The organism is Prevotella sp. P4-67 (genome assembly GCF_002251325.1).
Classification (GTDB): Bacteria; Bacteroidota; Bacteroidia; order Bacteroidales; family Bacteroidaceae; genus Prevotella.
This window is the reverse complement of the sequence record NZ_NPJL01000039.1, coordinates 36,300-58,547: the sequence shown is the minus strand read 5'-3', so window position 1 is coordinate 58,547 and position 22,248 is coordinate 36,300. Positions and strand designations below refer to the sequence as shown.

The window sequence follows — 22,248 nt, the reverse complement described above, 5'->3', positions numbered from 1 at the left end:
GCTATATCCGCATCAGTTCGCTCATGATGCTGTCGGAGAGGTAGATGCCGCTGCGGGTGAGGTGGAGCCGGTCGTCGTCGACAGCCAGCAGGCCGCGGCCGATGTGTGGTCTGGCGGCGTCGAGGGCAAACTGCCGGTCTTCGGGCGAAAGGTGCTCGAGCTGCAGCCCCTCTCGCGTGCGTAGAGCAGTGGTGATAAGGTCGTTGTAGTGGGTCTCGGCATCTATCGTCTCGTATTCGCAGGGGCGAATGCCATCTTCTATCGAGCTGATGTAGTCGTCCAGACTGGCTGTATTCCAACTCCTTGTATTTCCGTCATACGAGTGCGCGGCTGCACCTACGCCTATGTAGGGCGTGTCGTGCCAGTAGCTGCTGTTGTGGCGGCTTCGGAAGCCCGGTAGGGCAAAGTTGCTTATCTCATAGTGTTCATATCCGGCAGCGGTAAGCCGGTCGATAAGCACGTTGTACATGTCGAGCGACAGTTCGTCGCTTATTTCTTTTATCTTCCCTTGTTCCAGATACCGGTAGAGCAGGGTACCCTCTTCATACATCAAGGAGTAGGCCGACAGGTGTTGGGCGCCGAGAGCGAGAGCATGGTCTATGTCGCTCTCCCAGTCGGCCAGAGTCTCGTCGGGAAAACCGAACATGAGGTCTACGCTGATATTGCCGATGTTCAGCCGATGCAGTGTCTCTACAGCCCGTGTCACCTCATCGGCAGTGTGGCGTCGGCGAATCAGGCGGAGCCTGCTGTCACTGAAAGTCTGGGCTCCCATACTTACACGGTTTACCTGTGGCGGCAGGCGGAAACCTGCGCGACACACGTCGTCGGGATTACATTCGATGGTGACTTCGGCGTCGTCGCTCACCCTATACCTATTATATATATAGGAGATGAGTCTGTCGAGATTGCCGGCAGAGAGCATGCTGGGCGTACCTCCCCCCAGATAGATGGTATCGATGCTGTCGGCAGAGGCTTGGCGCATGTCAAGTTCGTGGCACACGGCGTCGATATAACTATCTTGGATATCAGCACGTGTGGTACTGTAAAAGCCACAGTAGGCACAACGCGATGCACAGAAAGGTATGTGAATGTATAAACCAGCCATAATTGGCGCAAAATTAATAATAAGTTGAAAAAAAATGAAGATTTTTGCCGTTTTCTTTTGGTGTTTCTCCTAAAATATATAACTTTAGCATCGATAAGGGCAAGTGTATCGCAACACATGCCATGACTAAGAACATTACTAACAACTTAAATCTTTTTGATATGAGAGTATATCAAACAAATGAAATCAAGAACATCGCGCTGCTTGGCAGTGCGGGTAGCGGCAAGACCACGCTTGCCGAGAGTATGCTTTTTGAAGCTGGAATCATCAAACGTCGTGGTACTGTGGAAGCCAAGAATACGGTGAGCGACTACTTCCCCGTAGAGCAGGAGTATGGCTACTCTGTATTCCCTACAGTATTCCATGTAGAGTGGAACAACAAGAAACTGAATATTATCGACTGCCCCGGTTCCGATGACTTCGTGGGTGGCGCCATTACTGCCCTCAACGTTACCGACCAGGCCGTGATTCTCATCAATGGCCAGTATGGTCCTGAGGTGGGTACACAGAATAACTTCCGTTATACCGAGAAGCTCAAGAAGCCCGTTATCTTCCTTGTCAACCAGTTGGATTCAGACAAGTGCGACTTCGAAAATATCATCAACAGCATGCATGAAATCTATGGTAGCAAGTGCGTACAGATACAGTACCCCTTGTCTACCGGTCCTGGTTTCAATGCGCTTATCGATGTGCTCCTGATGAAGAAGTACAGCTGGAAGCCCGAGGGTGGTGCGCCCATCATCGAGGACATTCCTGCCGAGGAGATGGACAAGGCTCTGGAGCTGCACAAGGCTCTGGTCGAGGCTGCTGCCGAGAACGATGAGTCGCTGATGGAGAAGTTCTTCGAAGAGGAAACCCTCACCGAGGACGAGCTGCGTGAAGGTATCCGCAAGGGTCTGGTAACCCGCTCTATCTTCCCTGTATTCTGCGTATGCGCAGGCAAGGACATGGGCGTTCGCCGACTGATGGAATTCTTGGGCAATGTAGTTCCCTTCGTAAGCGAGATGCCTAAGATGCACAATACCCGTGGTGAAGAGGTTGAGGCCAACGCCGCCGGACCAGAGAGTCTGTATTTCTTCAAGACTGGTATGGAACCCCATATCGGTGAAGTGTCTTACTTCAAGGTTATGAGTGGTTCGGTTAAGCCTGGTGACGACCTTACCAATGCCGACCGTGGTTCCAAGGAGCGTCTGGGTACCATCTATGCCTGCGCCGGTGCCAACCGTATCGCTGTAGACCGTCTCGAGGCTGGCGACATCGGCTGTACCGTGAAGCTCAAGGATGTCAAGACCGGCAACACGCTCAACGGCAAGGACTGTGAGTGGCGTTTCGACTTCATCAAGTATCCCAACTCCAAGTATTCGCGTGCTATCCGCACTACCAATGCCCAGGATATGGAGAAACTCATGGTCGCCCTGCTCAAGATGCGTCAGGAAGACCCCACATGGGTGGTAGAACAGAGCAAGGAGCTGCGCCAGACCATCGTTCACGGTCAGGGAGAGTTCCATCTGCGTACGCTGAAGTGGCGCCTGGAAAACAACGAGAAACTGAGTGTAGTCTTCGATGAGCCCCGCGTGCCTTACCGTGAGACTATCACCAAGAAAGCCAAGGCCGAGTATCGTCACAAGAAGCAGAGTGGTGGTGCCGGACAGTTTGGTGAGGTTCACCTCATTGTCGAGCCTTATGCCGAGGGTATGCCCGATCCTACCGTGTTCAACTTTGGTGGTCAGGAGTTCAAGATGAACATCAAGAGCCGTCAGGAAGTAGATCTGGAGTGGGGTGGCAAGCTCGTATTCCTCAACTCGGTTGTCGGCGGTGCCATCGATACTCGTTTCATGCCCGCTATCCTCAAGGGTATTATGGACTGCATGGAGCGCGGACCTCTTACTGGTAGCTACGCCCGTGATGTACGCGTAATCGTTTATGATGGCAAGATGCACCCGGTTGACTCCAATGAAATCTCATTCACCCTGGCTGCCCGCCACGCTTTCTCTGATGCGTTCAAGAATGCCGGTCCTAAGATTCTGGAGCCTATCTATGACCTCGAGGTTTATGTACCGTCAGACTATATGGGCGATGTGATGAGCGACCTGCAGGGACGTCGCGCCCTCATCATGGGTATGGACTCAGAGGCTGGTTACCAGAAACTCCAGGCCAAGATTCCATTGAAGGAGCTCGCCAACTACTCTATTTCTCTGAGTAGTCTTACTGGCGGACGTGCCTCGTTTACCACCAAGTTCGCCAGCTACGAACTCGTGCCCAATGATGTTCAATCCAAGCTGATTGCCGAGCATGAGGCAGAGCAGAAAGACGATGACGAATAACAGAGTATAAAATCCGAAAATGATGGAGGGAATGGGTAAAGCCATATCCCTCCTTTTTTTTATCCTATCCGTCATCACGATAATTACAAATGCGTAAGTAATCTGTGTATTTATAGTTAATAATGTTAAACACGATGTAAATAATTAACCTTTTAATGTTAACGTTTTAAGTATTTACGTATATTTGCATTATGAAAAAGAAAACAATATGGACCATAGCAGTCATCATGGGCGTCAGCTTCCTGATTCTGCTTTTCCTACAGCTCAAGTATATCCAGGAGATGGTGGATATGAAGAAAGAGCAGTTTGACGAGAGTGTCAACCGTTCTCTCTATCAGGCCTCGCGCAATTTGGAGCTTAACGAGACCCTGCGTTATCTTGAGAAAGACGTCAACGAGACTGAGCGTAAGGCCTTCAAGAAGGACTCTGTGGGCACGCGCTCCGGCCATCCCGACGCTACAGTGCAGCAGTCGCATCAGTATGCTGCCGTGGGCAAGGACGGAACTATCTACACCTCGTTCGAACTCAAGACCATATCATCCAATCCTGCCACCAAGCCCAAGGGAATGATTCTCGAAAACGACAAGGGCAGCATCTCCGAGGCTTCGAGGTCGTTGCAGGAGATTGTCAAGAACCGCTATGTCTATCAGAAGGCGCTGCTCGACGAGGTGGTGGTGTCTATACTCTACTCGGCATCAGACAAACCGCTGAAGGAGCGCATCAACTTCAAGCTGCTCGATCAGGACCTCAAGGCAGAGTTGATGAACAATGGCGTCAACATTGGCTACCATTTCACCGTGTCTACCCAAGACGGTCGCGAGGTCTATCGCTGTCCCGACTATTCCGACGAGGGAGAAGAGTACACCTACACCCAGATACTCTTCCGCAACGACCCGGTCAGCAAGATGGGAGTTGTCAAGCTGCACTTCCCCGATATGAACAGCTACATCTACTCGTCTATCCGCTTCATGATTCCCAGTGTGATCTTCACCGTGGTGCTGCTTATCACCTTTATCTTCACGATAGTCACGATATTCCGCTCGAAGAGATTGTCTGAGATTAAGAATGACTTCATCAACAATATGACCCACGAGCTCAAGACGCCTATCGCCAGCATTTCGCTTGCGGCGCAGATGATGAACGACCAGAGTGTCACCAAGAGCGAGACCATGATGAAGCATCTGTCGGGAGTGGTGCAGGACGAGTCCAAGCGCCTGCGCTTCCTCGTGGAGAAGGTGCTGCAGATGAGTATGTTCGACCGCAAGAAGGCTGTGTTCAAGAAGAAGCACCTCGACCTCAACGAGATGGTCGAGAACATGGCCAACTCGTTTACCCTGCGCGTAGAGCATACCGGCGGAAAAATCTACACCGAGATTGAGGCTGTCGACTCTGCCATCTATGTCGACGAGGTGCACTTCCAGAACGCCCTCTTCAATCTGATGGACAACGCCGTGAAGTATGGCAAGCCCGAGAAGCCGCTCAATATCTATCTGCGCACATGGAACGACGATACCCATCTCTGCTTCTCCGTGCGAGATACCGGCATCGGCATCAAGAAGGAAAACCTGAAGAAGGTGTTTGAGAAGTTCTACCGCGTGCATACCGGCAACGTGCACGATGTCAAGGGCTTCGGTCTGGGACTTGCCTATGTCAAGAAGATTATCGACCTGCATAATGGCACCATCAAGGTAGAAAGTGAAGTGGGCAAGGGTACCACCTTTACTATCAAGTTGCCAAAGATAGAAGATTAATCAATCACAATTATCAATAGAAACAATATCAATAATCATTTAAACAATACAACTATGGACGAGAAGTTGAAAATTTTGCTTTGCGAAGACGATGAGAATTTGGGAATGTTGCTCCGTGAGTATCTACAGGCCAAAGGTTATCAGGCAGTTCTCTGCCAGGATGGTGAGGTCGGCTACAGAGAGTTTGCCAAGGGCAAGTTCGACATCGCCGTTCTCGACGTGATGATGCCCAAGAAAGACGGATTCACCCTGGCCCAGGAGATTCGTCAGGCCAACACCGAGATTCCAATCATCTTCCTTACCGCCCGTGCCCTCAAGGACGATATCCTCGAAGGTTTCAAGATTGGTGCCGACGATTATATCACCAAGCCATTCTCTATGGAGGAGCTCGTGCTGCGTATTGAGGCCATCCTGCGTCGTGTCCATGGCAAGAAGGCCAAGGATGCTACCGTATTCCGTATCGGCCGCTTCGTGTTCGATGCCCAGAAGCAGCTGCTCACCATCGGTGAGAAGCAGACCAAGCTCACCACCAAGGAGAACGAGCTCCTGGCTCTGCTCTGCGCCCACTCCAACGAGATTCTGCAGCGCGACTTTGCCCTCAAGACCATCTGGATTGACGACAACTACTTCAATGCCCGCTCGATGGACGTGTATATCACCAAGCTGCGTAAGCATCTGAAAGACGATGACCAGATTGAGATTATCAACATCCACGGCAAGGGCTACAAGCTCATCGTTCCCGATGCCGATTAAGGCTTGACGCGTAATACATAGAAAAAGGTTCTTCTGCTTGCCATTGGCAAAGACAGAAGAACCTTTTTTCGTATCCTTATGAGTCATGTTGGGCGCCACGTTTGCCGTGTTCCGCCCGATGTTCTACAAGTGTGTGGTCTTGTTGACCAGATAGCAGTCGAGTATCACCATGGCAGCCATAGCCTCCACCACCGGCACGGCGCGTGGCAGCACGCATGGGTCGTGTCGACCTTTGACCTCCAGTTGCGTAGCATTGCCGTCGGTGTCTATTGTGGCTTGCGGTCTGAGCAGTGTTGCCACAGGCTTGAACGCCACACGGAAACAGATGTCTTCGCCATTGCTTATGCCGCCCTGTATGCCTCCGCTGTGGTTGGTAAGGGTCACGTGGCTGCCGTCGGGATCAAAGAGGTCGTTCACCTCGCTGCCTCTGTGTGAGGCCATGTCAAAGCCGTCGCCATATTCAAAACCTTTGACGGCATTGATGCTCAGCATCGCACTGCCCAGTTGGGCGTGCAGTTTGCCGAACTCTGGTTCGCCCAGTCCGGCAGGACATCCCTCGACCACACAGGTAATGACGCCACCGATGGTGTCGCCGTCGCTCTTTACCTGCATGATGAGCTCTTCCATCTGTGCCGCTTTGTCGGCATCCGGACATCTCACGTCGTTGTCGTCAGTGCGTCTGAGGTCGTATCGGTGATAGTCGCGGTCCAGCGCTATCCCTCCTACCTGCGAGGTATATGCCGTGATGCTTACCCCTATCTGCTTGAGCGCCAGCATAGCCAGCGCGCCACCCACACAGCGGCTTATCGTGACCCGCGCCGACGAGCGTCCGCCCCCACGATGGTCGCGTATGCCATACTTATTATAATAGGTATAGTCGGCATGCGAGGGTCTGAACACACGGCGCATATTGTCATAGTCATGCGAGTGCTGGTTGGTATTGCGCACGATGAATCCGATGGGCGCACCGGTCGATTTGCCCTCAAATACACCACTGAGTATCTCTACCCGGTCGCTCTCGTTGCGCTGCGTCGTAAGCTGGCTTTGACCCGGACGACGACGGTCCAACTGGTGTTGCACGAAGTCCATGTCGATGTCTATCCCAGCCGGAAAACCGTCGATGACACCGCCTATCGCTTCACCATGGCTCTCGCCGAAGGTGGTGAGGCGCAGTATGTTTCCTATTGTGTTGCTCATGTTGTGGGTGGTTTTGTTGCCTATTGGCCTATTAGTGGTTGTGGTGTCCGCCTCCGCAGTGGCCCTCGCCTCCGCAGTGACCTTCTCCGCCACAGTGACCCTCACCGTCGCAGTGGCCGTCGCCGCAACCGCCGTCACCACAGTGACCGCCGCAGCCGCCTCCGCAGTGTCCGCCACATCCGCCTTCACCGCTCAGCATGCGTGCCATCTGCTCTATCTCGGCATTGGTGGCAGGACGCGACTCGTGGATGGTACCCTTGAAGTTGAGCGTCATACCAGCCAGTGGGTGGTTGAGGTCTATGCGCACCTTGTCGCTGCCGATGCTTACCACGCGTCCGAGGAAACGGTTGCCGTCCTCGTTCTGCAGCGGGACGATGGCTTCGGGGTAGATGTTCTTGCTGTCAAACTTGCCGTCGACGCTGAATATCTGCTTGTCCAGTTCCACTACGCGTGTGTCTACATGTTCGCCATAAGCTCTGTCGGGAGAGAGCACGAAGTCGAAGTCGGCACCCTCTGCCAGACCCACGAGATTGCTCTCAAAGTCCTCGAGAGTGGTTCCGAAACCGCTGAGAAACACAAATGGTTTGTCTTTAGCTGTCTCTTCTATCAGTTCCTGCTTGTTGTCGGTGATATCATAGAGCTTGTAGGCCACGCTGATATACTTGTAATCCTTTTGTTCCATTATTATTTAAGTATTATTGTTTGCTGTTCATGCAAAGGTACTAAAAAAACAGGGGTTACGGGGCTTTCTCCTTGATTTTTTTGACTTTGGCTTGCGTGGCTCGTTTATTTTCATTTATTTTGCAATATGAAGCGAACCGTATTTATGTTTTTGCTATGGGTCATGGTGACGGCTGTCTATGCCCAGCGCCCCGATTTTACCAAGATGTCTGCCATGGTGCGCTCGCTGGCTCTCGACGCCTCTTCATCGGCAGCCCGCGTGCAGGGCGTGGGTGCCCATGCGGCCTCGTGGCTTTGCGCCTTTGTCGAGATTGACGGCGACGGAGCCGCTGTGCTCGACTCCTGTGGCGGCGAGTCGCTTGCCCGCTTTGGCAACATCCACATCGCCCGCATCCCCGTGGGCAGCATCGCGCGGCTGTCTTCGCTTCCTAAGGTCAAGCGCATCGAGGCCAACCGTTCCCACCGAGCCACCCTCGATACGATGGCGGTCATACTCCGTGCCGACAAGGCCTACCGTGCCGAGTCTTTGCCCCAGGCTTTTACCGGCAAAGGCGTAGTTGTAGGCGTCCAGGACATAGGCTTCGACTATACCCATCCCACCTTCCTCGATACCCTCAGCCACCGCTGCCGCATCAGTTCGGTGTGGGACATGCTCGCTGCCGACGACGGGACTATGCCCGTGGGCGCCACCTATCATGGCGCCGATGTGCTGGCTTGCCGGCATTCGGCCGATGGCAACGACCAGACCCACGGCACCCACACCACGGGCATCGCTGCCGGCAATGGCTACCGCTCGGCCTACCGCGGTGTGGCCTACGAGAGCGACATCTGCCTTGTGGCCAACGCCACGGGCGACAATGCCTCGATGATACCTCCCGAGCGGCTCAATCTCTACACCTATGCCCTTGATGCGCTCGGGTTCAAGTATCTCTTCGACTATGCTGCCGAGCGCGACATGCCCTGTGTGGCGTCCTTCAGCGAAGGCTCGGGCCAGGACTTCCGTGGCGACGACCGTCTCTATTACCAGGTGCTCGATTCGCTCGTTGGCCCTGGTCGTATACTCGTGGCTTCGGCGGGTAACGACGGCCTGGTCAAGACCTACTTCCACAAACCGGCGTCGCTGCAGAGCGAGGGGTCGTTCTTGCGGTCAGAGGGCGACCGTGTGTCGTTCATGGTTCGTGGCAACCGGAGTTTCGAGGTGCGCCTGGTGTCCTACGGCGACACGCGCGACACGCTGCTCATCTCCTCGCGCCAGGTGACTGCCGACACGCTGCGCCTCGAGCAGTGGTGCGGCATGAGCGTCATGGCATGCGCCTATCCGTCGGCCTACGAGGCTGCCGACACGGTGATGGATGTCTCTCTACGCCAGACCGACGGGCGCCTGCTGTCGGTCGAGATTGTGGGCGAGGGCACCGACGCCAGTTTCTACAAGAGCCGTGGCACCCTCATCACCAATCCCGCCAACCCCAGCCTCGCTGCCGGCGAGTATAGCCATAGCATCGGTTCGCCCGCCAGCTCGCCGGCAGCCATCTGCGTGGGCTCTACCGCCTATCGCCAGGACATTTACACCTACCTCGGCGCCCATCGCGTCTACGACATGGGGCACGACGGCGAGCGCACCCGCACCTCGTCGATAGGCCCCACGGTCGACGAGCGCATCAAGCCCGATGTGATGGCTCCCGGCACCAACATCGTCTCCTCGTACAGCAGCTACTATCTCGAGCACCATCCCTCGGCGTGGGATATCGTCAACTCAGACAAGGAACACTTTGACTTTGAAGGCCGTACTTATGCCTGGAACTACAATTCGGGCACGTCTATGTCTACCCCCGCTGCCGCTGGCGCCATCGCCCTGTGGCTCCAGGCTTGTCCTACGCTTACCCCCGACCAGGTGCGCGAGCTCATTGCCGCCACCTCCCGTCGCCACGACCCGTCGCTCGACTATCCCAACAACTATTATGGCTATGGCGAGATAGATGTCTATGCCGGATTGCTGCGCCTGCTCGGCTTTACAGCCATCCCCGATGTGTCGCAGCGTCAGGCACAGGGCGTGGCGATACGGCCCGTGGGCGATGGGGTAGAGTTGAGGTTCGACTCTGCTCCTATCCACACCTTTGTGGTCAATGTCTATGGGGTTGACGGCCGCCGCGTGGCTTCCCACAGACTCGCGCCCGAGGGCTGCAGCTATCTCATCTCGCTGGCTGGCGCTCCCCGTGGCGTCTATGCCGTCCAGGTCAATACCGGCTCTCGGGCTACGACGGGTTCCCAGCTCATCAGACACTAAATCATCATTTTTGGGTATTGCACATAGCGTCAGAAAGCAGTACCTTTGCAACTGGATGAAAGTTTGATCGTAACCACTTAGATCATGATGTTTTGTATAATTGTAGAGAGGAGAGGCGTGACAGTGGTCATGCACTCTCCTCTAATCTTTTTCCCCCTTTCTCCCGTCCTCCCATTCCTGCCCGTGGCCGTAGAATAATTGGTTTCAGACTTTGCAACCATCGTTTCCAGCTCTGCAATCATTGTTTCCAACCTCGCAATACTTAATTCCCACCCCGCCTTCAACCTCTCTGCCATCAATGCGGTTTTGTGGCGTGTGGCGTAGTGCGCACACGTTTGCGCCTGCTTGCCATACCAGCCCCGAGGGCGCATGGGGGAGCCAAAAAAGTGGCATTTTGTTTGGCATATTCGTTCTAAATGGTTACTTTTGCGCCAGTATAAGAAAGGAATTTTATGAAACAGCTTAAAGTGATGCTGCTGGTATGGGTTGTGGCCCTCTTGGCAGCATGCGGCACCACGCGCACGGTGCCCATTACCGGTCGCAAGCAGAGTCTGATGGTGTCCAATCAGGAGATAATGAGCCTGAGCAACAAGGAGTACAACCAGTACATGCAGTCGGCCAAGAAATCGACCAATGCCGCCAATACCGAGATGGTAGTAAGGGTAGGCAAGAAACTGGCTACTGCCGTAGAAAACTACTTGAGAAACAACGGTATGGCTGCCGAAGTGAGTGAATATAGCTGGGAGTTCAACCTGGTGCAGGACAAGAGCGCCAACGCGTTCTGTCTGCCTGGTGGCAAGATAGTGGTCTTCGAGGGACTGCTGCCCTACACCAAAAACGAGAATGGACTTGCCATCGTGCTGGGTCACGAGATAGCCCATGCCGTGGGCAAGCATAGTGCCGAGCAAATCTCCAAGCAGATCAAGCAGCAGTATGGTACCCAGCTGCTCAGCAGCGTGCTCAATGCTGCCACCGGCACCAATGTGGGCAGTTATGCCGCCGTGCTGGCTCAGCAGGGTCTGAAGCTGCGCAATCTGAAGTACAGCCGCGACCATGAGACCGAGGCCGACCACATGGGACTTATCTTTGCGGCTATGGCCGGCTACAACCCGCAGGAAGCCATCACCTTCTGGCAGCGCATGTCGGGCGGCAAAGGCAATCAGGACGATTTCCTGTCAGACCACCCTTCCGACGCAAAGCGTATAGCCGCGTTGCAGCGCGATATGCCCGAGGCGCTCAGATACTATGAGGCCAGCAAGCCCAAGACTCTGAGAATCTCTACGTCGACCAAGACAAAGACCACCACCACTACCAAGCACAGGAAGTAATACACATTATTAATATATAATAACGACAAGACTATGTTGGAAATTAATTCTTATGAAGAGTTTGCCGCTCACTTAGGCGAGGAAATTGGTACCTCTGAGTGGCTTACCGTCGACCAGGACCGCATCAATCAGTTTGCCGATGCCACCCTCGACCACCAGTGGATACATGTAGACGTAGAGCGCGCCAAGGCCGAGAGCCCCTACAAGAGCACCATCGTGCATGGTTATCTTACCCTTTCGCTGTTGCCCTACTTCTGGAACCAGATTATCAAGGTCAACAACCTGAAGATGCTCGTCAACTATGGCATGGACAAGATGCGTTTCGGTCAGGCTGTGCCCGTGGGCAGCCGTCTGCGCATGGTGACCAAGCTGCACGAGATAGCCAACCTGCGCGGTATCTGCAAGGCCAGCATCGCCTTCAAGATTGAAATCGAAGGCCAGCGCAAGCCCGCACTTGAGGGCATCGCCACCTTCCTCTACTACTTCAACTGATAACGAAGCGGCAGTCAACAGGAGTTCCCCATCCGTCATCACGAGCGGAAGGGGAACTCTTTTTGGTTCAATAAGTCGTGTGAATTGGTTGTTTATTACTTTTTTGTGTCTTCTCATGTCGATTTTCGGGAAAACTGTTTGCAGCCATTCACTTTTTTTATATCTTTCCTCTATAAAACCTAATAGATTTCCGGGTAAGGAGTAACTAAAACAAAGGACTTTGGCCAAGTATTTCTTAAAATGGCACATAACATCCCACACCCACGTTTACGCGGATGTGGGGGATTATCATACTTTCCTCTTCGAGCTCAAGGCTCAAACAGGCTTCCATGGCCACCCGTGGGATAAGTTAATTTGCCAGCGAGGTCAGAACCATCACAAAGATAATAGCCTTTCCATGAGTGGTATATCGTTGTCACCCGTTTGAAGCGGACGATTGACGATCTTGTTTTTGGAAGTCAACGTAATCCGTCTTGTCGTGGATTACATGCCATGCGGCAACTAATAACTTTCTAGCCACAGCCACAATGACCTTCATCTTGTTTTTCTTTCTGACTTGCGTCTGGTAGTAGGAGAATCTGCTGAAAAAACAGTCCTTTGTCCTGCTTGCAGCCCATGCGCACTGAATGATGTTCTTACGCAAATAGACATTGCCGTGAGTTATGCGACGTGACTTGAACTTCCTGTTGGACTCGTCGTTTCTCGGTCTCAGCCCACTCCAAGCTGCAAGGTGGTTGGCCGTTTCGAACTTGCTCATGTCCCTTCCGATCTCTGCGATCAATGATGTGGCCGTACGCTCCCTTACTCCTGGTATGGTCTGCAACCGTCTCAACTCGTCAGGATATTTCTCCTGACATATCTCCAACATTCTCTCAAGGCACTCCTGCTTGTGTTCCTCGGCCAGGTCAAGCTCCTCACGCAACTGCCTGAGCACGTCTATCTCCGCTTGTGATACGACACCGGTCAGCGAGGCCAGTATTGTTTCCCTGCCGTGATGTTTGATGATGCGACCGTGGATTTCCTCAATCAGAATCTCCGGGTCTGTCACACCCTCGGATATTTTCCGCACCACGTCCTTGTAGCTCTTACAGTCCACGTTGGACACATAATTGCCCAGTCGGATATTGCATCGCTGCATCACGGCATCAAGTTTGGACAACTTGCGGACGATTTCCTCGTCAAGGTCGAAGATACGTCTGTCGTACTGGCGGAGCTGCTGTATATCCTCAGGTGGCACGAAACTGCTACTGATAAGATTTTTCATCGTGCACTCGGCAATCCATTGTGCGTCAGCAACATCGCTTTTGTGTCCGGGCAGCTGTTTGATGAAATAAGGGTTGACGAGCTGCAGGTGAAAATGGGGCGCAAGTATGCGCCAAATGGGAATCCAGTAGACGCTCGTACTCTCCATGGACACTTTCTCCACATGATGGGCGAGCAACAAATCACGCATCTGATGCAGTTGAAATGTTAAAACTCCGAAAACTTTCTCGATTAATTCGCCATTCTCGCTCAAAACACAAAGATATACACTATCTTTGTGAACGTCAAGGCCGCATACTGATCTCATAAGCCTAACTTTTAGAGGGTTAAACATTAAGACCTCAAAGATAATAAATAATTGTGACTTAGAGCACGCAAAATAGGATTGAGCGTATGTCGGCCTTGATTTTCCATGTTGTCGGCTTTTCGGGGAGGAAATCTATTAGGTTTTTTATCTCAACTGGCTTATAACTCGGGAATTTTATCTAAATTTGCTATCTCGACCAATAACAACAATATAAATCTAAAATAAGACGTAACAATGAAAAAGCTGGTTTTAATGTTCGCAGCCGCACTGCTGGCAGTTTCAGCATCGGCTCAGACAGTCTCGGAAAGCAAGTCTTCTGATAATTTCTATCTCGGTGTCAACGGTGGAGTCATCACCGCCACCCATCCATCGACCATGGGGGCAGCCAACCATTGCTGGCTTCGTGATATCACTCCCAATGCCGGTCTGCGCTTGGGCCGCTGGTTTACTCCCGTATTCGGTTTGGCTCTTGAGGGCAATGCCTATTTCAAGAACCTGCATCATGGCAATCTCCAGAGTACACTCGTCAACAGCATGAACACCTCGCTGCTGGCTACCATCAATCTGAGCAACTGGGCTGGTGGCTACAAGGGCGAGCCTCGCTGCTTTGAGCTTATCCCCGTAATGGGTCTGGGATGGGGACACACCTTCGGTTCGCCCACCAAGGACTGGAAAGCCGACGTGCTGACCTCCAAGTTTGGTGTGGACTTCGCCTTCAACTTCGGAGCTAACAAGGAATGGCAGTTCTATGTTGAGCCTTCTATCAACTGGGCTCTCAACGGCAATGGCTACCAGGGCGTGGCTTACAATGTCAACAAGTCTGGCTTCCAGCTCAATGTAGGATTCAACTACAAGTTCAGAAACTCCAATGGTACCCACAACTTCGCTCTTGCCCAGCTGCGCGACCAGGCCGAGGTCGATGCACTCAATGCTCAGATTAACGACTTGCGCGGCGAACTTGCCAAGAAACCTAAGGAGGTGGTCAAGGAAGTGGTGAAAACACAGGAAGTACAGGTGGGCAACCTCGTGTTTGTGACCTTCGCACAGGGCAAGCAGAACCTCACCGATGAGGCCAAGGAAGCCCTCAACACCATAGCCGAAGGCAAGCACGTGCAGGTAGTAGGTACTGCTTCGCCCGAGGGCTCCAAGGCGTTCAACAAGAGACTCTCGCAGGGTCGTGCCGATGTCGTGGCCGACTATCTCAGAGCCCGCGGCGTCATCGTCGACGAGGCTACCGGCAAGGGCGTGCAGGGAGTTACCTCCAATCGCCTGGCTATCGTATATATCAAGTGACAGTTTGACTGCGCAGATAATAAAAAAATCTCTGGTATCGTTGGGTGCCAGAGATTTTTTCGTTAATTTTGTTGCGTAAAACGTATGAATATGGAACAGACCAAAATAGCAAAATACAAGTTCTTGGCAGAGCCCTTCCACTGTGATTACTCCAATCATCTCTTCATGGGACATCTGGGTAATCATCTGCTCAATGCTGCCGATTTCCATTCCACCGAGCGTGGCTTTGGTATGAATTATCTTATGCCGCGCCACAAGACATGGGTGCTGTCGCGACTGGTGATAGAGATGGACGAGATGCCTTCCTCGTATGACGACTTCTATGTAGAGACTTGGGTCGAGAGTGCCATGCGCTACTTCACCTCGCGCAACTATGCCATCTCTGCCGCCGACGGCCACATGCTTGGCTACGGTCGCAGCGTGTGGGCGATGATTGATACCCAGAGCCGTCAGCCCACCGACATCTTCAGCATCCACGATGGTGCCATCAACAACTATATAGACAAAGACTATCCCTGTCCTATCGCCAGCCCGTCGCGGATAAAGATGGGTGATGAGGCAGTGAAGGTGATGGAACTCAAGACACGCTATAATGATGTCGATATCAATGGCCATATCAACAGCGTCAAGTATATCGAACATGTGCTCGACCTGTTTCCCGTCGATTGGTACAAGTCTCATTTCCTGAAACGCTTTGAGATAGCCTATGTGGCTGAAGCCCATGGCGGCGATGTCCTGACTTTCTATCAGGAGCAAACTGCCGACGGCGCTTACCGCATACGCATCACCAAGCGCGCCGACGATGATGCCACAGAGACCGAGGTGGCTCGCGGCAAGGCTGTGTTTATAGAAAAATAATGAGGGGAGTCAATCCTTGTTGAGGCAGATTTGACAGCCGTTGACAAGGATTATCTCTTCAGACACCAGTTCGGACAAAACCTGTTCGAACTGTTTTTTAGGAATCTGCAGATCACGCAGAATAGTAATGTGATGGGGCTCTCCGTCGGCCAGTTGTTGCAGGATAAGCTCGCGAGCTGTCTTCTCCTGTTGCTTGGTGACGCGTCCGTAGTGGTCTGCACACACATCGCAACGGTGACAATCGTTCTTGTTTTCTTCCCCGAAATATGCCATAAGCTGCCGGCTGCGGCAAGTCTCATCGTTCTCGATATAGGCTATCATTGCCTCGATACGCTCGATGTAATTCTCCTTTCTTTCCTCGTATACCTCTCTGGGCAGGACCACCTGCTCTGGGTCTACGCGGTCGGTAAGGTAGGTGATGTAGGGCATCTTGCGCTGTGGGATGAAGTGTACGATATGCCGCTGCGAGAGCATCTTGAGTATGGTGTAGACCTGCTCGTGCTCGAGTCCGCTCTGCAGGGCTATCAGCGACAGGTCGATATAGGCATAGTCGGTGAAGAGTCCGCCGTAGCAGCGCAGCAGCGCCGTGATGACCTTCTCTTCCATGGGCGTGCCCTCGTGCAGACGGTATAGCTCGTCGCGATGAAGCAGAAACATGATGCGGGCACGGGCGTCGGGGTCGGTCTCGTAGATGATGTAGCCGGCGCGCTGCAGGATGCGCAGGGCGGCATCGGTCTGGATGGGGTAGTGGTGGTAGATGTGGCAGAACTTGTCTATCTCGAAGGCACCGGTAAATCCCTTGCCGCTCTCTATGCCTATCTGGAAGTAATAGGCCAGATGCTCGTAGACACTGCTTATGAACTCCTTCTCAGGGAAATTGTCGGCGATGCGCTTCTTCAGCTTCACCTTGTCGCTCGTGTCGTAGAGCAGCACGGCATAGGCACGCTGGCCGTCGCGTCCGGCACGTCCGGCTTCCTGGAAGTAGGCTTCGATGGAGTCGGGACAGTCGTAGTGGATGACCAGACGCACATCGGGCTTGTCGATGCCCATGCCAAAGGCGTTGGTAGCCACTATCACCCGCCGTTCGTCGTCCTGCCATTGCTGCTGGTTGCGGTCCTTGATGGCGGGGTCGAGTCCGGCATGGAAGTGGTTGGCACTGATGCCGGCGTCGGCGAGCATCTTGGCTATCTCCTTGGTGCGCTTGCGGCTGCGCACATAGACGATGGCACAGCCCTGCACGGCTCTGAGGATATGCAGCAGCTCGTGGTCTTTGTCGGTGGTATTGCGCACGATGTAGCCCAAGTTCTTGCGCTCAAAGCTCATGCTGAACACGTTGTGTTCCTTGAACCCCAACTTGTCTTGGATGTCTATCACCACCTTGGGCGTGGCGGTGGCTGTGAGCGCGAGGATAGGTACATTGGGCTTGATGCTGCGTATGTCGGTAATACGCAGGTAACTGGGACGGAAGTCATAGCCCCATTGGCTGATGCAATGGGCTTCGTCGACGGTGATAAAACTAACGTTGATGTGCTTTAGCTTGGTAAGAAAAAGCTCGGAAGAAAGACGCTCGGGCGATACGTAGAGTATCTTGGTGGAACCGAAGATGCAGTTCTCGAGTGTCACGATGATTTCCTGCCTGGACATGCCCGAGAAGATGGCGGCCGAACTGATGCCACGCTTCTGCAGGTGCATCACCTGGTCCTTCATCAGGGATATAAGTGGGGTGATGACGATACAGACTCCATCCTGGGCCAAGGCAGGCACCTGGAAGGTGATGGACTTGCCGCCACCGGTGGGCATCAGGCCCAAGGTATCTTTGCCCGAGCCGATGCTTTCGATGATGGACTCCTGTATTCCTCTAAAAGATGTATAGCCCCAGTATTCTCTCAGTATGTCGTCATACCTTTTCATCCTCAGCAGGGCGTATGTCTTCTATCTGTAACTGGATGGCGTTGTGCTTGAAGACATTGTCCTCAAGCGTATAAGCGATGTCAAAGCTGCGCTTTGACTTGATGTAACGTGCCGATGCGCTCTGGCCGAAAGCTATGCCCTTGACCACATTGCTCGACTTGGAGTCGACCAGCTCGAGCTTGATATGCTCCTGCTCGCGGCCCACGACCTTGCTGGTGCCATAGTCGTAGACATTGAGGGTGCAGAAGAGGGGCTTGGGGTTGCCTGGGCCGAAGGGTGAGAATTTCTTCAGGTCGTTGTGCAGGCGCTTGGTGATATCCTTGAAGTCGATGACTGAGTCTATCTTCAGGTTGGCTTCGGTCTGCTCGGGCAGGATGTGGTCGTCTACATACTGCTGGAACGCCATGCGGAATTCCTTGATGCGGTCCCATTTCAGCGTAAGCCCCGTGGCATAGGTGTGGCCACCGAAGTTGACCAGCAGATGGCGGCAACTCTTGATGGCAGAATAGATGTCAAAGCCGGTGACGCTGCGGGCAGAGCCGGTGGCATAGTCGCCGTCGCGGGTAAGTACCACGGTGGGACGGAAGTAGATTTCCGTAAGTCGTGAGGCAACGATGCCGATGACGCCTTTCTTCCAGTTCTCGTCGTAGAGCACAATGCTCGACTGGTGCTTCTGGTTCTCCAAGCGGGCCACAATCTGGTTGGCTTCCTCGGTCATCTGCTTGTCTATATCCTTACGTTGCTCGTTGTATTCGTTGATGTGCTTGGCCATACGCAGAGCCATGCCAAGGTCTTTTTCCACAAGCAAGTCCACACTTTCGCGGCCGTTCTCCATGCGTCCAGAGGCGTTGATACGCGGACCAATCTTGAAGATGATATCGCTCATCGACAGCTCGCGGTTGTTGAGTCCGCAGATATCGATGATGGCTTTGAGTCCTACGCTTGGGTTCTGGTTGAGCTGCTTCAGACCGTGGAAGGCGAGGATGCGGTTCTCGTCGACTACGGGCACGATGTCGGCAGCGATGCTTACGGCACAGAGGTCGAGTAGGGGGATGAGGCGTGAGAAGGGGATGCCGTTGTTCTTGGCAAAGGCTTGCATAAACTTGAAGCCTACGCCGCATCCACACAGGTCTTTGAAGGGATAGGGGTCGTCCTCACGCTTGGGGTTGAGGATGGCCACGGCATCGGGCAGCTTCTCGTCGGGCACATGATGGTCGCAGATGATGAAGTCGATACCTTGCTCTTTGGCATAGGCTATCTCGTCGATGGCTTTGATGCCACAGTCGAGGATGATAATGAGCTTCACGCCCTGCTCCTTGGCATAGTCTATACCTTTCTTGCTTACGCCATAGCCTTCGTCATAGCGGTCGGGGATATAGTATTCGATGTTGGAATAAAACTGCAACAGAAACTTATAGACCAACGCTACGGCTGTACACCCATCTACGTCGTAATCGCCATACACCAGTATGCGCTCCTTGCGGCCCATGGCATCGTTGAGCCTGTCTACGGCGATGTCCATGTCCTTCATCAGGAACGGATTGATGAGGTCGGCAAGCTGGGGGCGGAAGAATCGCTTGGCTGCCGACTCGGTGGTAATGCCACGCCTAATCAGCAGCAGGGTGAGAATGGGGCTCATGTTGAGCTTCTCACCCAATTCCTTAGCAGCCTGTTCCTCTTCGGGTGTAGGATACTTGTAATTCCACTTAAAGTGCATTATATCGTTCTTTTATTATCAATAGAATGGGGGCCAAGTCTGGTATAGACCTTATTTGAGCCCAAAGTTACAAAATAAATACAAAAAAACGGCAGTTTCTCATCTAAAAATTTATGAGAAGCTGCCGTTTATGTATTTATGCGCTATGGTTCTTAGATGCCCATTTTCTTACGTATATCCTTGGGGATGGCATTCTTGTTGACCATAAAGTCCATGGTGTTGGCCACGATGTAGTTTTTGGTCATGTACCAGATACCCTTGTATTCGCCGGACTCGCCCCATGAGTTCTTTACCATATAGTATTCCTTGCCGTTCTGGTCCTTGGCGATACCGAAGATGAGCATACCGTGGTCGTCGGTCAGCTCCCAGTTGTCAAAACGCTGCTGGCGCTGCTCCTGTGTAGGCACAAGCTCGGGCACGTTTACACCGAGAGAGTCGATGAGGTTGGTCTTCTTGGCCTTGGGCAGCTTGAGCCAGTGTGCCATATCGCTGCCTGCGAGGCTTTCCATCTTCTTGGTGTCATAGAAGTAAGCCAGACCCTGACGGGTGAAGCCCTCTTCAGATACATCGCCACCCCATGCTACGGTGTAGCCGTTCATGATGGCGTTTTCGATGATGCGGGCCATGTCGTCGATAGGCACGTTCCATGACTGTGGGTTGCGCCAGTTGTCCTGCACCTCAACGGCAAACTGTGTCCAGAAGGGGTGGTGGGTATAGCTGGTTACGGTCACGTAGTTGTTCCAGTCGAGACCCAGGCTGGCAGCAAAAGTCTTGGGAGTATAGTTCTTGCCTTCGTAAGTGAAGTTCTCAGGACACTTGCCGAGGTAGGCATCGAGGATGCCCTGCAGACCCACCTTCCACTGGTTTGACAGTTTCTTGCTGTTGCTGGTGGCAATAGCCTTGACATAGGGAGACAGCACGGTGAAGAACTCGTTGAAGTTGTTCAGTGAGTCGCCATACAGACTGCCGGGGAAAGGCATGATGCCCTGGGGGATGATACCATAGTTCTGGATGCAGTACAAGGGGTCGTAAGCCGAACCGCCCTGAGCAAACTGGCAGTCGCCATGCAGACGTACTACCTGGATAGCACGGTCCATATAGGTCTTGTTGGTCACGAAGCTCTCTTCCAGGTCGTAGACCTTGCCGGTAGCCTTGAGGATTTCGGCCTCAAAGTAACTCAGGGTAGAGTAGTTCCAGCACGTACCCGAACGGTTCTGGTCCTTGATACTTGTAATCTTATTCTCCTTGACCACAGTGAATACGGGCTTGTTGGGATTTACCTTCTCAGCCTTCTTCTCCTGTGCGTTTGCGCCCAAGGCCACCATAGCCACGAGCGCCATCATCATGATTTTTTTCATTTCTTGTTGTTTTATGATTCTGTTGATTATTGTTTGTTTTCAGCCATATATGCTTCTACATCCTTGGGATGATAGGGGATGCGCTCGTTGCCCAAGAAGCGGGCACCGTCGGCAGTGATGAGCAGGTCGTCTTCGATGCGGATGCCACCAAAGTCCTTGTAGGTCTCCAGCTTGTCAAAGCAGAGGAAGTCCTTGCAGTGTCCCTTGGCGCGCCATTCGTCGATGAGGGCGGGGATGAAGTAGATGCCAGGCTCGTCGGTCACTACAAATCCTTCCTGCAGACGGCGTCCCATGCGCAGACAGTTGGTGCCAAACTGCTCGAGGTTGGGGCGGGTCTCCTCGTCAAATCCCACGTTCACCTGGTCCAGGTTCTCCATGTCGTGTACATCCATACCCATCATGTGGCCCAGTCCGTGGGGCAGGAACATGGCGTGGGCACCTTGGCGCACAGCCTCTTCGGTGTCGCCTTTGGCAAGACCCAGTTCCTTCAGACGGTCAAAGATGAGGCGGCATACGGAGAAGTGTACGTCGGCATACTTCACACCGGGGCGTGCCACCTCGAGGGCATGGTCGTGGGCTGCCTCTACGATAGAGTATATCTCCAACTGGCGCTGGCTGAACTTGCCGTTCACGGGGTATGTACGGGTGTGGTCAGAGCAGTAGTTGTTGATGGTCTCGGCACCGGCGTCACAGAGCACGAGGCGTCCGCTTTCCAGCTCAGCCATCGAGGGGTTGCCGTGCATGATCTCGCCGTGTTGCGAGAAGATGGTGGGGAAGCTGACCATGGCGCCATACGAGTGGGCGATGCCGTCCACCTGACCGCCGATATACTTCTCGGTCACGCCTGGACGAGTCAGTCTCATGGCGGTGGTGTGCATCTTATAGCCTATCACCGAGGCGCGCTCCAGCTCTTCTATCTCCTGCTGTTCCTTGGTAGAACGCATCTTCACCACAGCCTTAATCAGCTCCATCGATGCCGATTCCTTCTGCTGGTTGGGATGTATGCCTATCAGGTCAAACAGCTGCAACTTGATATCATATCTGTAGGGAGGCAGGAAGTGGATGGGGCGCTTCTGGCTCAGTGCAGCGTTGCAGATGGTCTTGAGCTCTTTCATCGGAGCCCAGTGTTCCACGCCCACCTGTGCAGCCATGTCGGCCACGGTGTCTACCGAGCCATACCACACGATGTCCTCTATGTCAATGTCGTTGCCTATCAGCGTTTCTTTATCTTCGTCCAGGTCTATCACGCCCACCAGGCCGTCGCGTTGCTGACCGAAATAATATAAGAATGTGGAGTCTTGACGGAAGGGGTAATACCCGTTGTTGGGGAAGTTGGCTGGCGAGTCGTTGTTACCAAACAGGATGATGATACCACTCTTGACCAAGCGTTTCAGCTCAGCCCTACGACGGATATATGTTTCTTTGCTAAACATTGTATTATGTGTTATTTGTTGTCCTATAATCCATATCATTCAGGCGGCTATCCGCCTATGAATTACAAAGTTAATGATAATGCGCAACGTAACCAAACAAAAACGGGGAAAAATCACTTTTGCTATATATATAATAAGGTATATGGGGGAAACCACCAACAGACGCCCCTCTCCGCAAGCAGCAGCAACTCCT

Annotated in this window: 17 protein-coding genes; 8 read left to right on the top strand and 9 right to left on the bottom strand. The window is 53.0% G+C overall.

What is annotated here, in order from left to right:
• Window position 1: 1 nt before the first annotated feature.
• Complete coding sequence (gene hemW / locus CIK92_RS06220) at window positions 2-1,105, bottom strand: radical SAM family heme chaperone HemW (RefSeq protein ID WP_094388512.1); 1,104 nt, start codon at window positions 1,103-1,105, stop codon at window positions 2-4.
• A gap of 161 nt (window positions 1,106-1,266) precedes the next feature.
• Here hemW and CIK92_RS06215 point away from each other — a divergent pair, with 161 nt between their 5' ends.
• From CIK92_RS06215 to CIK92_RS06205, 3 genes are all read left to right on the top strand, one after another.
• A complete protein-coding gene (locus CIK92_RS06215) occupies window positions 1,267-3,429 on the top strand; it encodes a translation factor GTPase family protein (RefSeq protein ID WP_094388511.1) in 2,163 nt (720 codons plus the stop codon).
• Window positions 3,430-3,620: 191 nt separating this feature from the next.
• Window positions 3,621-5,180, top strand: a complete 1,560-nt coding sequence (locus CIK92_RS06210; protein WP_094388510.1) for a sensor histidine kinase KdpD — start codon at window positions 3,621-3,623, stop codon at window positions 5,178-5,180.
• A 54-nt stretch (window positions 5,181-5,234) separates the two neighbouring features.
• The gene (locus CIK92_RS06205) at window positions 5,235-5,933 is read left to right on the top strand and encodes a response regulator transcription factor (RefSeq protein WP_022310730.1); all 699 of its coding nucleotides are present in this window, start codon (window positions 5,235-5,237) and stop codon (window positions 5,931-5,933) included.
• Window positions 5,934-6,056: 123 nt separating this feature from the next.
• Here CIK92_RS06205 and aroC read toward each other — a convergent pair whose 3' ends face one another.
• Window positions 6,057-7,130: a chorismate synthase gene (aroC, locus tag CIK92_RS06200; protein WP_094388509.1), complete on the bottom strand. Its 1,074-nt coding sequence runs from the start codon at window positions 7,128-7,130 to the stop codon at window positions 6,057-6,059.
• Window positions 7,131-7,161: 31 nt separating this feature from the next.
• Window positions 7,162-7,812, bottom strand: a complete 651-nt coding sequence (locus CIK92_RS06195; RefSeq protein ID WP_022310728.1) for a peptidylprolyl isomerase — start codon at window positions 7,810-7,812, stop codon at window positions 7,162-7,164.
• Between the two features lie 126 nt (window positions 7,813-7,938).
• Between CIK92_RS06195 and CIK92_RS06190 the strand changes: the two genes are divergently transcribed.
• Window positions 7,939-10,095 carry a S8 family serine peptidase gene (locus CIK92_RS06190; RefSeq protein WP_094388508.1) on the top strand — a complete coding sequence of 719 codons (2,157 nt, stop codon included), beginning with the start codon at window positions 7,939-7,941 and terminating at the stop codon, window positions 10,093-10,095.
• A gap of 77 nt (window positions 10,096-10,172) precedes the next feature.
• Here CIK92_RS06190 and CIK92_RS06185 read toward each other — a convergent pair whose 3' ends face one another.
• A complete protein-coding gene (locus CIK92_RS06185; RefSeq protein WP_158214746.1) occupies window positions 10,173-10,394 on the bottom strand; it encodes a hypothetical protein in 222 nt (73 codons plus the stop codon).
• A gap of 153 nt (window positions 10,395-10,547) precedes the next feature.
• Here CIK92_RS06185 and CIK92_RS06180 point away from each other — a divergent pair, with 153 nt between their 5' ends.
• On the top strand, window positions 10,548-11,423 hold the full coding sequence (locus CIK92_RS06180; RefSeq protein WP_094388506.1) for a M48 family metallopeptidase: 876 nt from the start codon (window positions 10,548-10,550) through the stop codon (window positions 11,421-11,423).
• A 33-nt stretch (window positions 11,424-11,456) separates the two neighbouring features.
• Window positions 11,457-11,915 carry a MaoC family dehydratase gene (locus CIK92_RS06175; protein WP_022310725.1) on the top strand — a complete coding sequence of 153 codons (459 nt, stop codon included), beginning with the start codon at window positions 11,457-11,459 and terminating at the stop codon, window positions 11,913-11,915.
• A 415-nt stretch (window positions 11,916-12,330) separates the two neighbouring features.
• On the opposite strand, the gene CIK92_RS06170 is transcribed toward CIK92_RS06175, so the two are convergent.
• Entirely contained in the window at window positions 12,331-13,485 is a 1,155-nt protein-coding gene (locus CIK92_RS06170) for an IS110 family transposase (protein WP_094384706.1), read from the bottom strand.
• Between the two features lie 234 nt (window positions 13,486-13,719).
• Between CIK92_RS06170 and CIK92_RS06165 the strand changes: the two genes are divergently transcribed.
• On the top strand, window positions 13,720-14,778 hold the full coding sequence (locus tag CIK92_RS06165) for an OmpA family protein (RefSeq protein ID WP_094388505.1): 1,059 nt from the start codon (window positions 13,720-13,722) through the stop codon (window positions 14,776-14,778).
• 90 nt (window positions 14,779-14,868) lie between these two features.
• Entirely contained in the window at window positions 14,869-15,636 is a 768-nt protein-coding gene (locus CIK92_RS06160) for an acyl-[acyl-carrier-protein] thioesterase (protein ID WP_094388571.1), read from the top strand.
• A gap of 9 nt (window positions 15,637-15,645) precedes the next feature.
• Here CIK92_RS06160 and CIK92_RS06155 read toward each other — a convergent pair whose 3' ends face one another.
• The 4 genes from CIK92_RS06155 to CIK92_RS06140 all read right to left on the bottom strand — a co-directional run bounded on the left by CIK92_RS06155 (window position 15,646) and on the right by CIK92_RS06140 (window position 22,055).
• A complete protein-coding gene (locus tag CIK92_RS06155) occupies window positions 15,646-17,547 on the bottom strand; it encodes an ATP-dependent DNA helicase RecQ (RefSeq protein WP_094388504.1) in 1,902 nt (633 codons plus the stop codon).
• On the bottom strand, window positions 17,534-19,264 hold the full coding sequence (recJ, locus tag CIK92_RS06150) for a single-stranded-DNA-specific exonuclease RecJ (RefSeq protein WP_022310721.1): 1,731 nt from the start codon (window positions 19,262-19,264) through the stop codon (window positions 17,534-17,536). Before recJ ends, CIK92_RS06155 begins: the two co-directional genes overlap by 14 nt.
• A gap of 152 nt (window positions 19,265-19,416) precedes the next feature.
• Entirely contained in the window at window positions 19,417-20,622 is a 1,206-nt protein-coding gene (locus CIK92_RS06145) for an aminopeptidase C (protein ID WP_094388503.1), read from the bottom strand.
• A gap of 26 nt (window positions 20,623-20,648) precedes the next feature.
• Window positions 20,649-22,055, bottom strand: a complete 1,407-nt coding sequence (locus CIK92_RS06140) for an aminopeptidase P family protein (protein WP_094388502.1) — start codon at window positions 22,053-22,055, stop codon at window positions 20,649-20,651.
• Window positions 22,056-22,248: the final 193 nt, after the last annotated feature.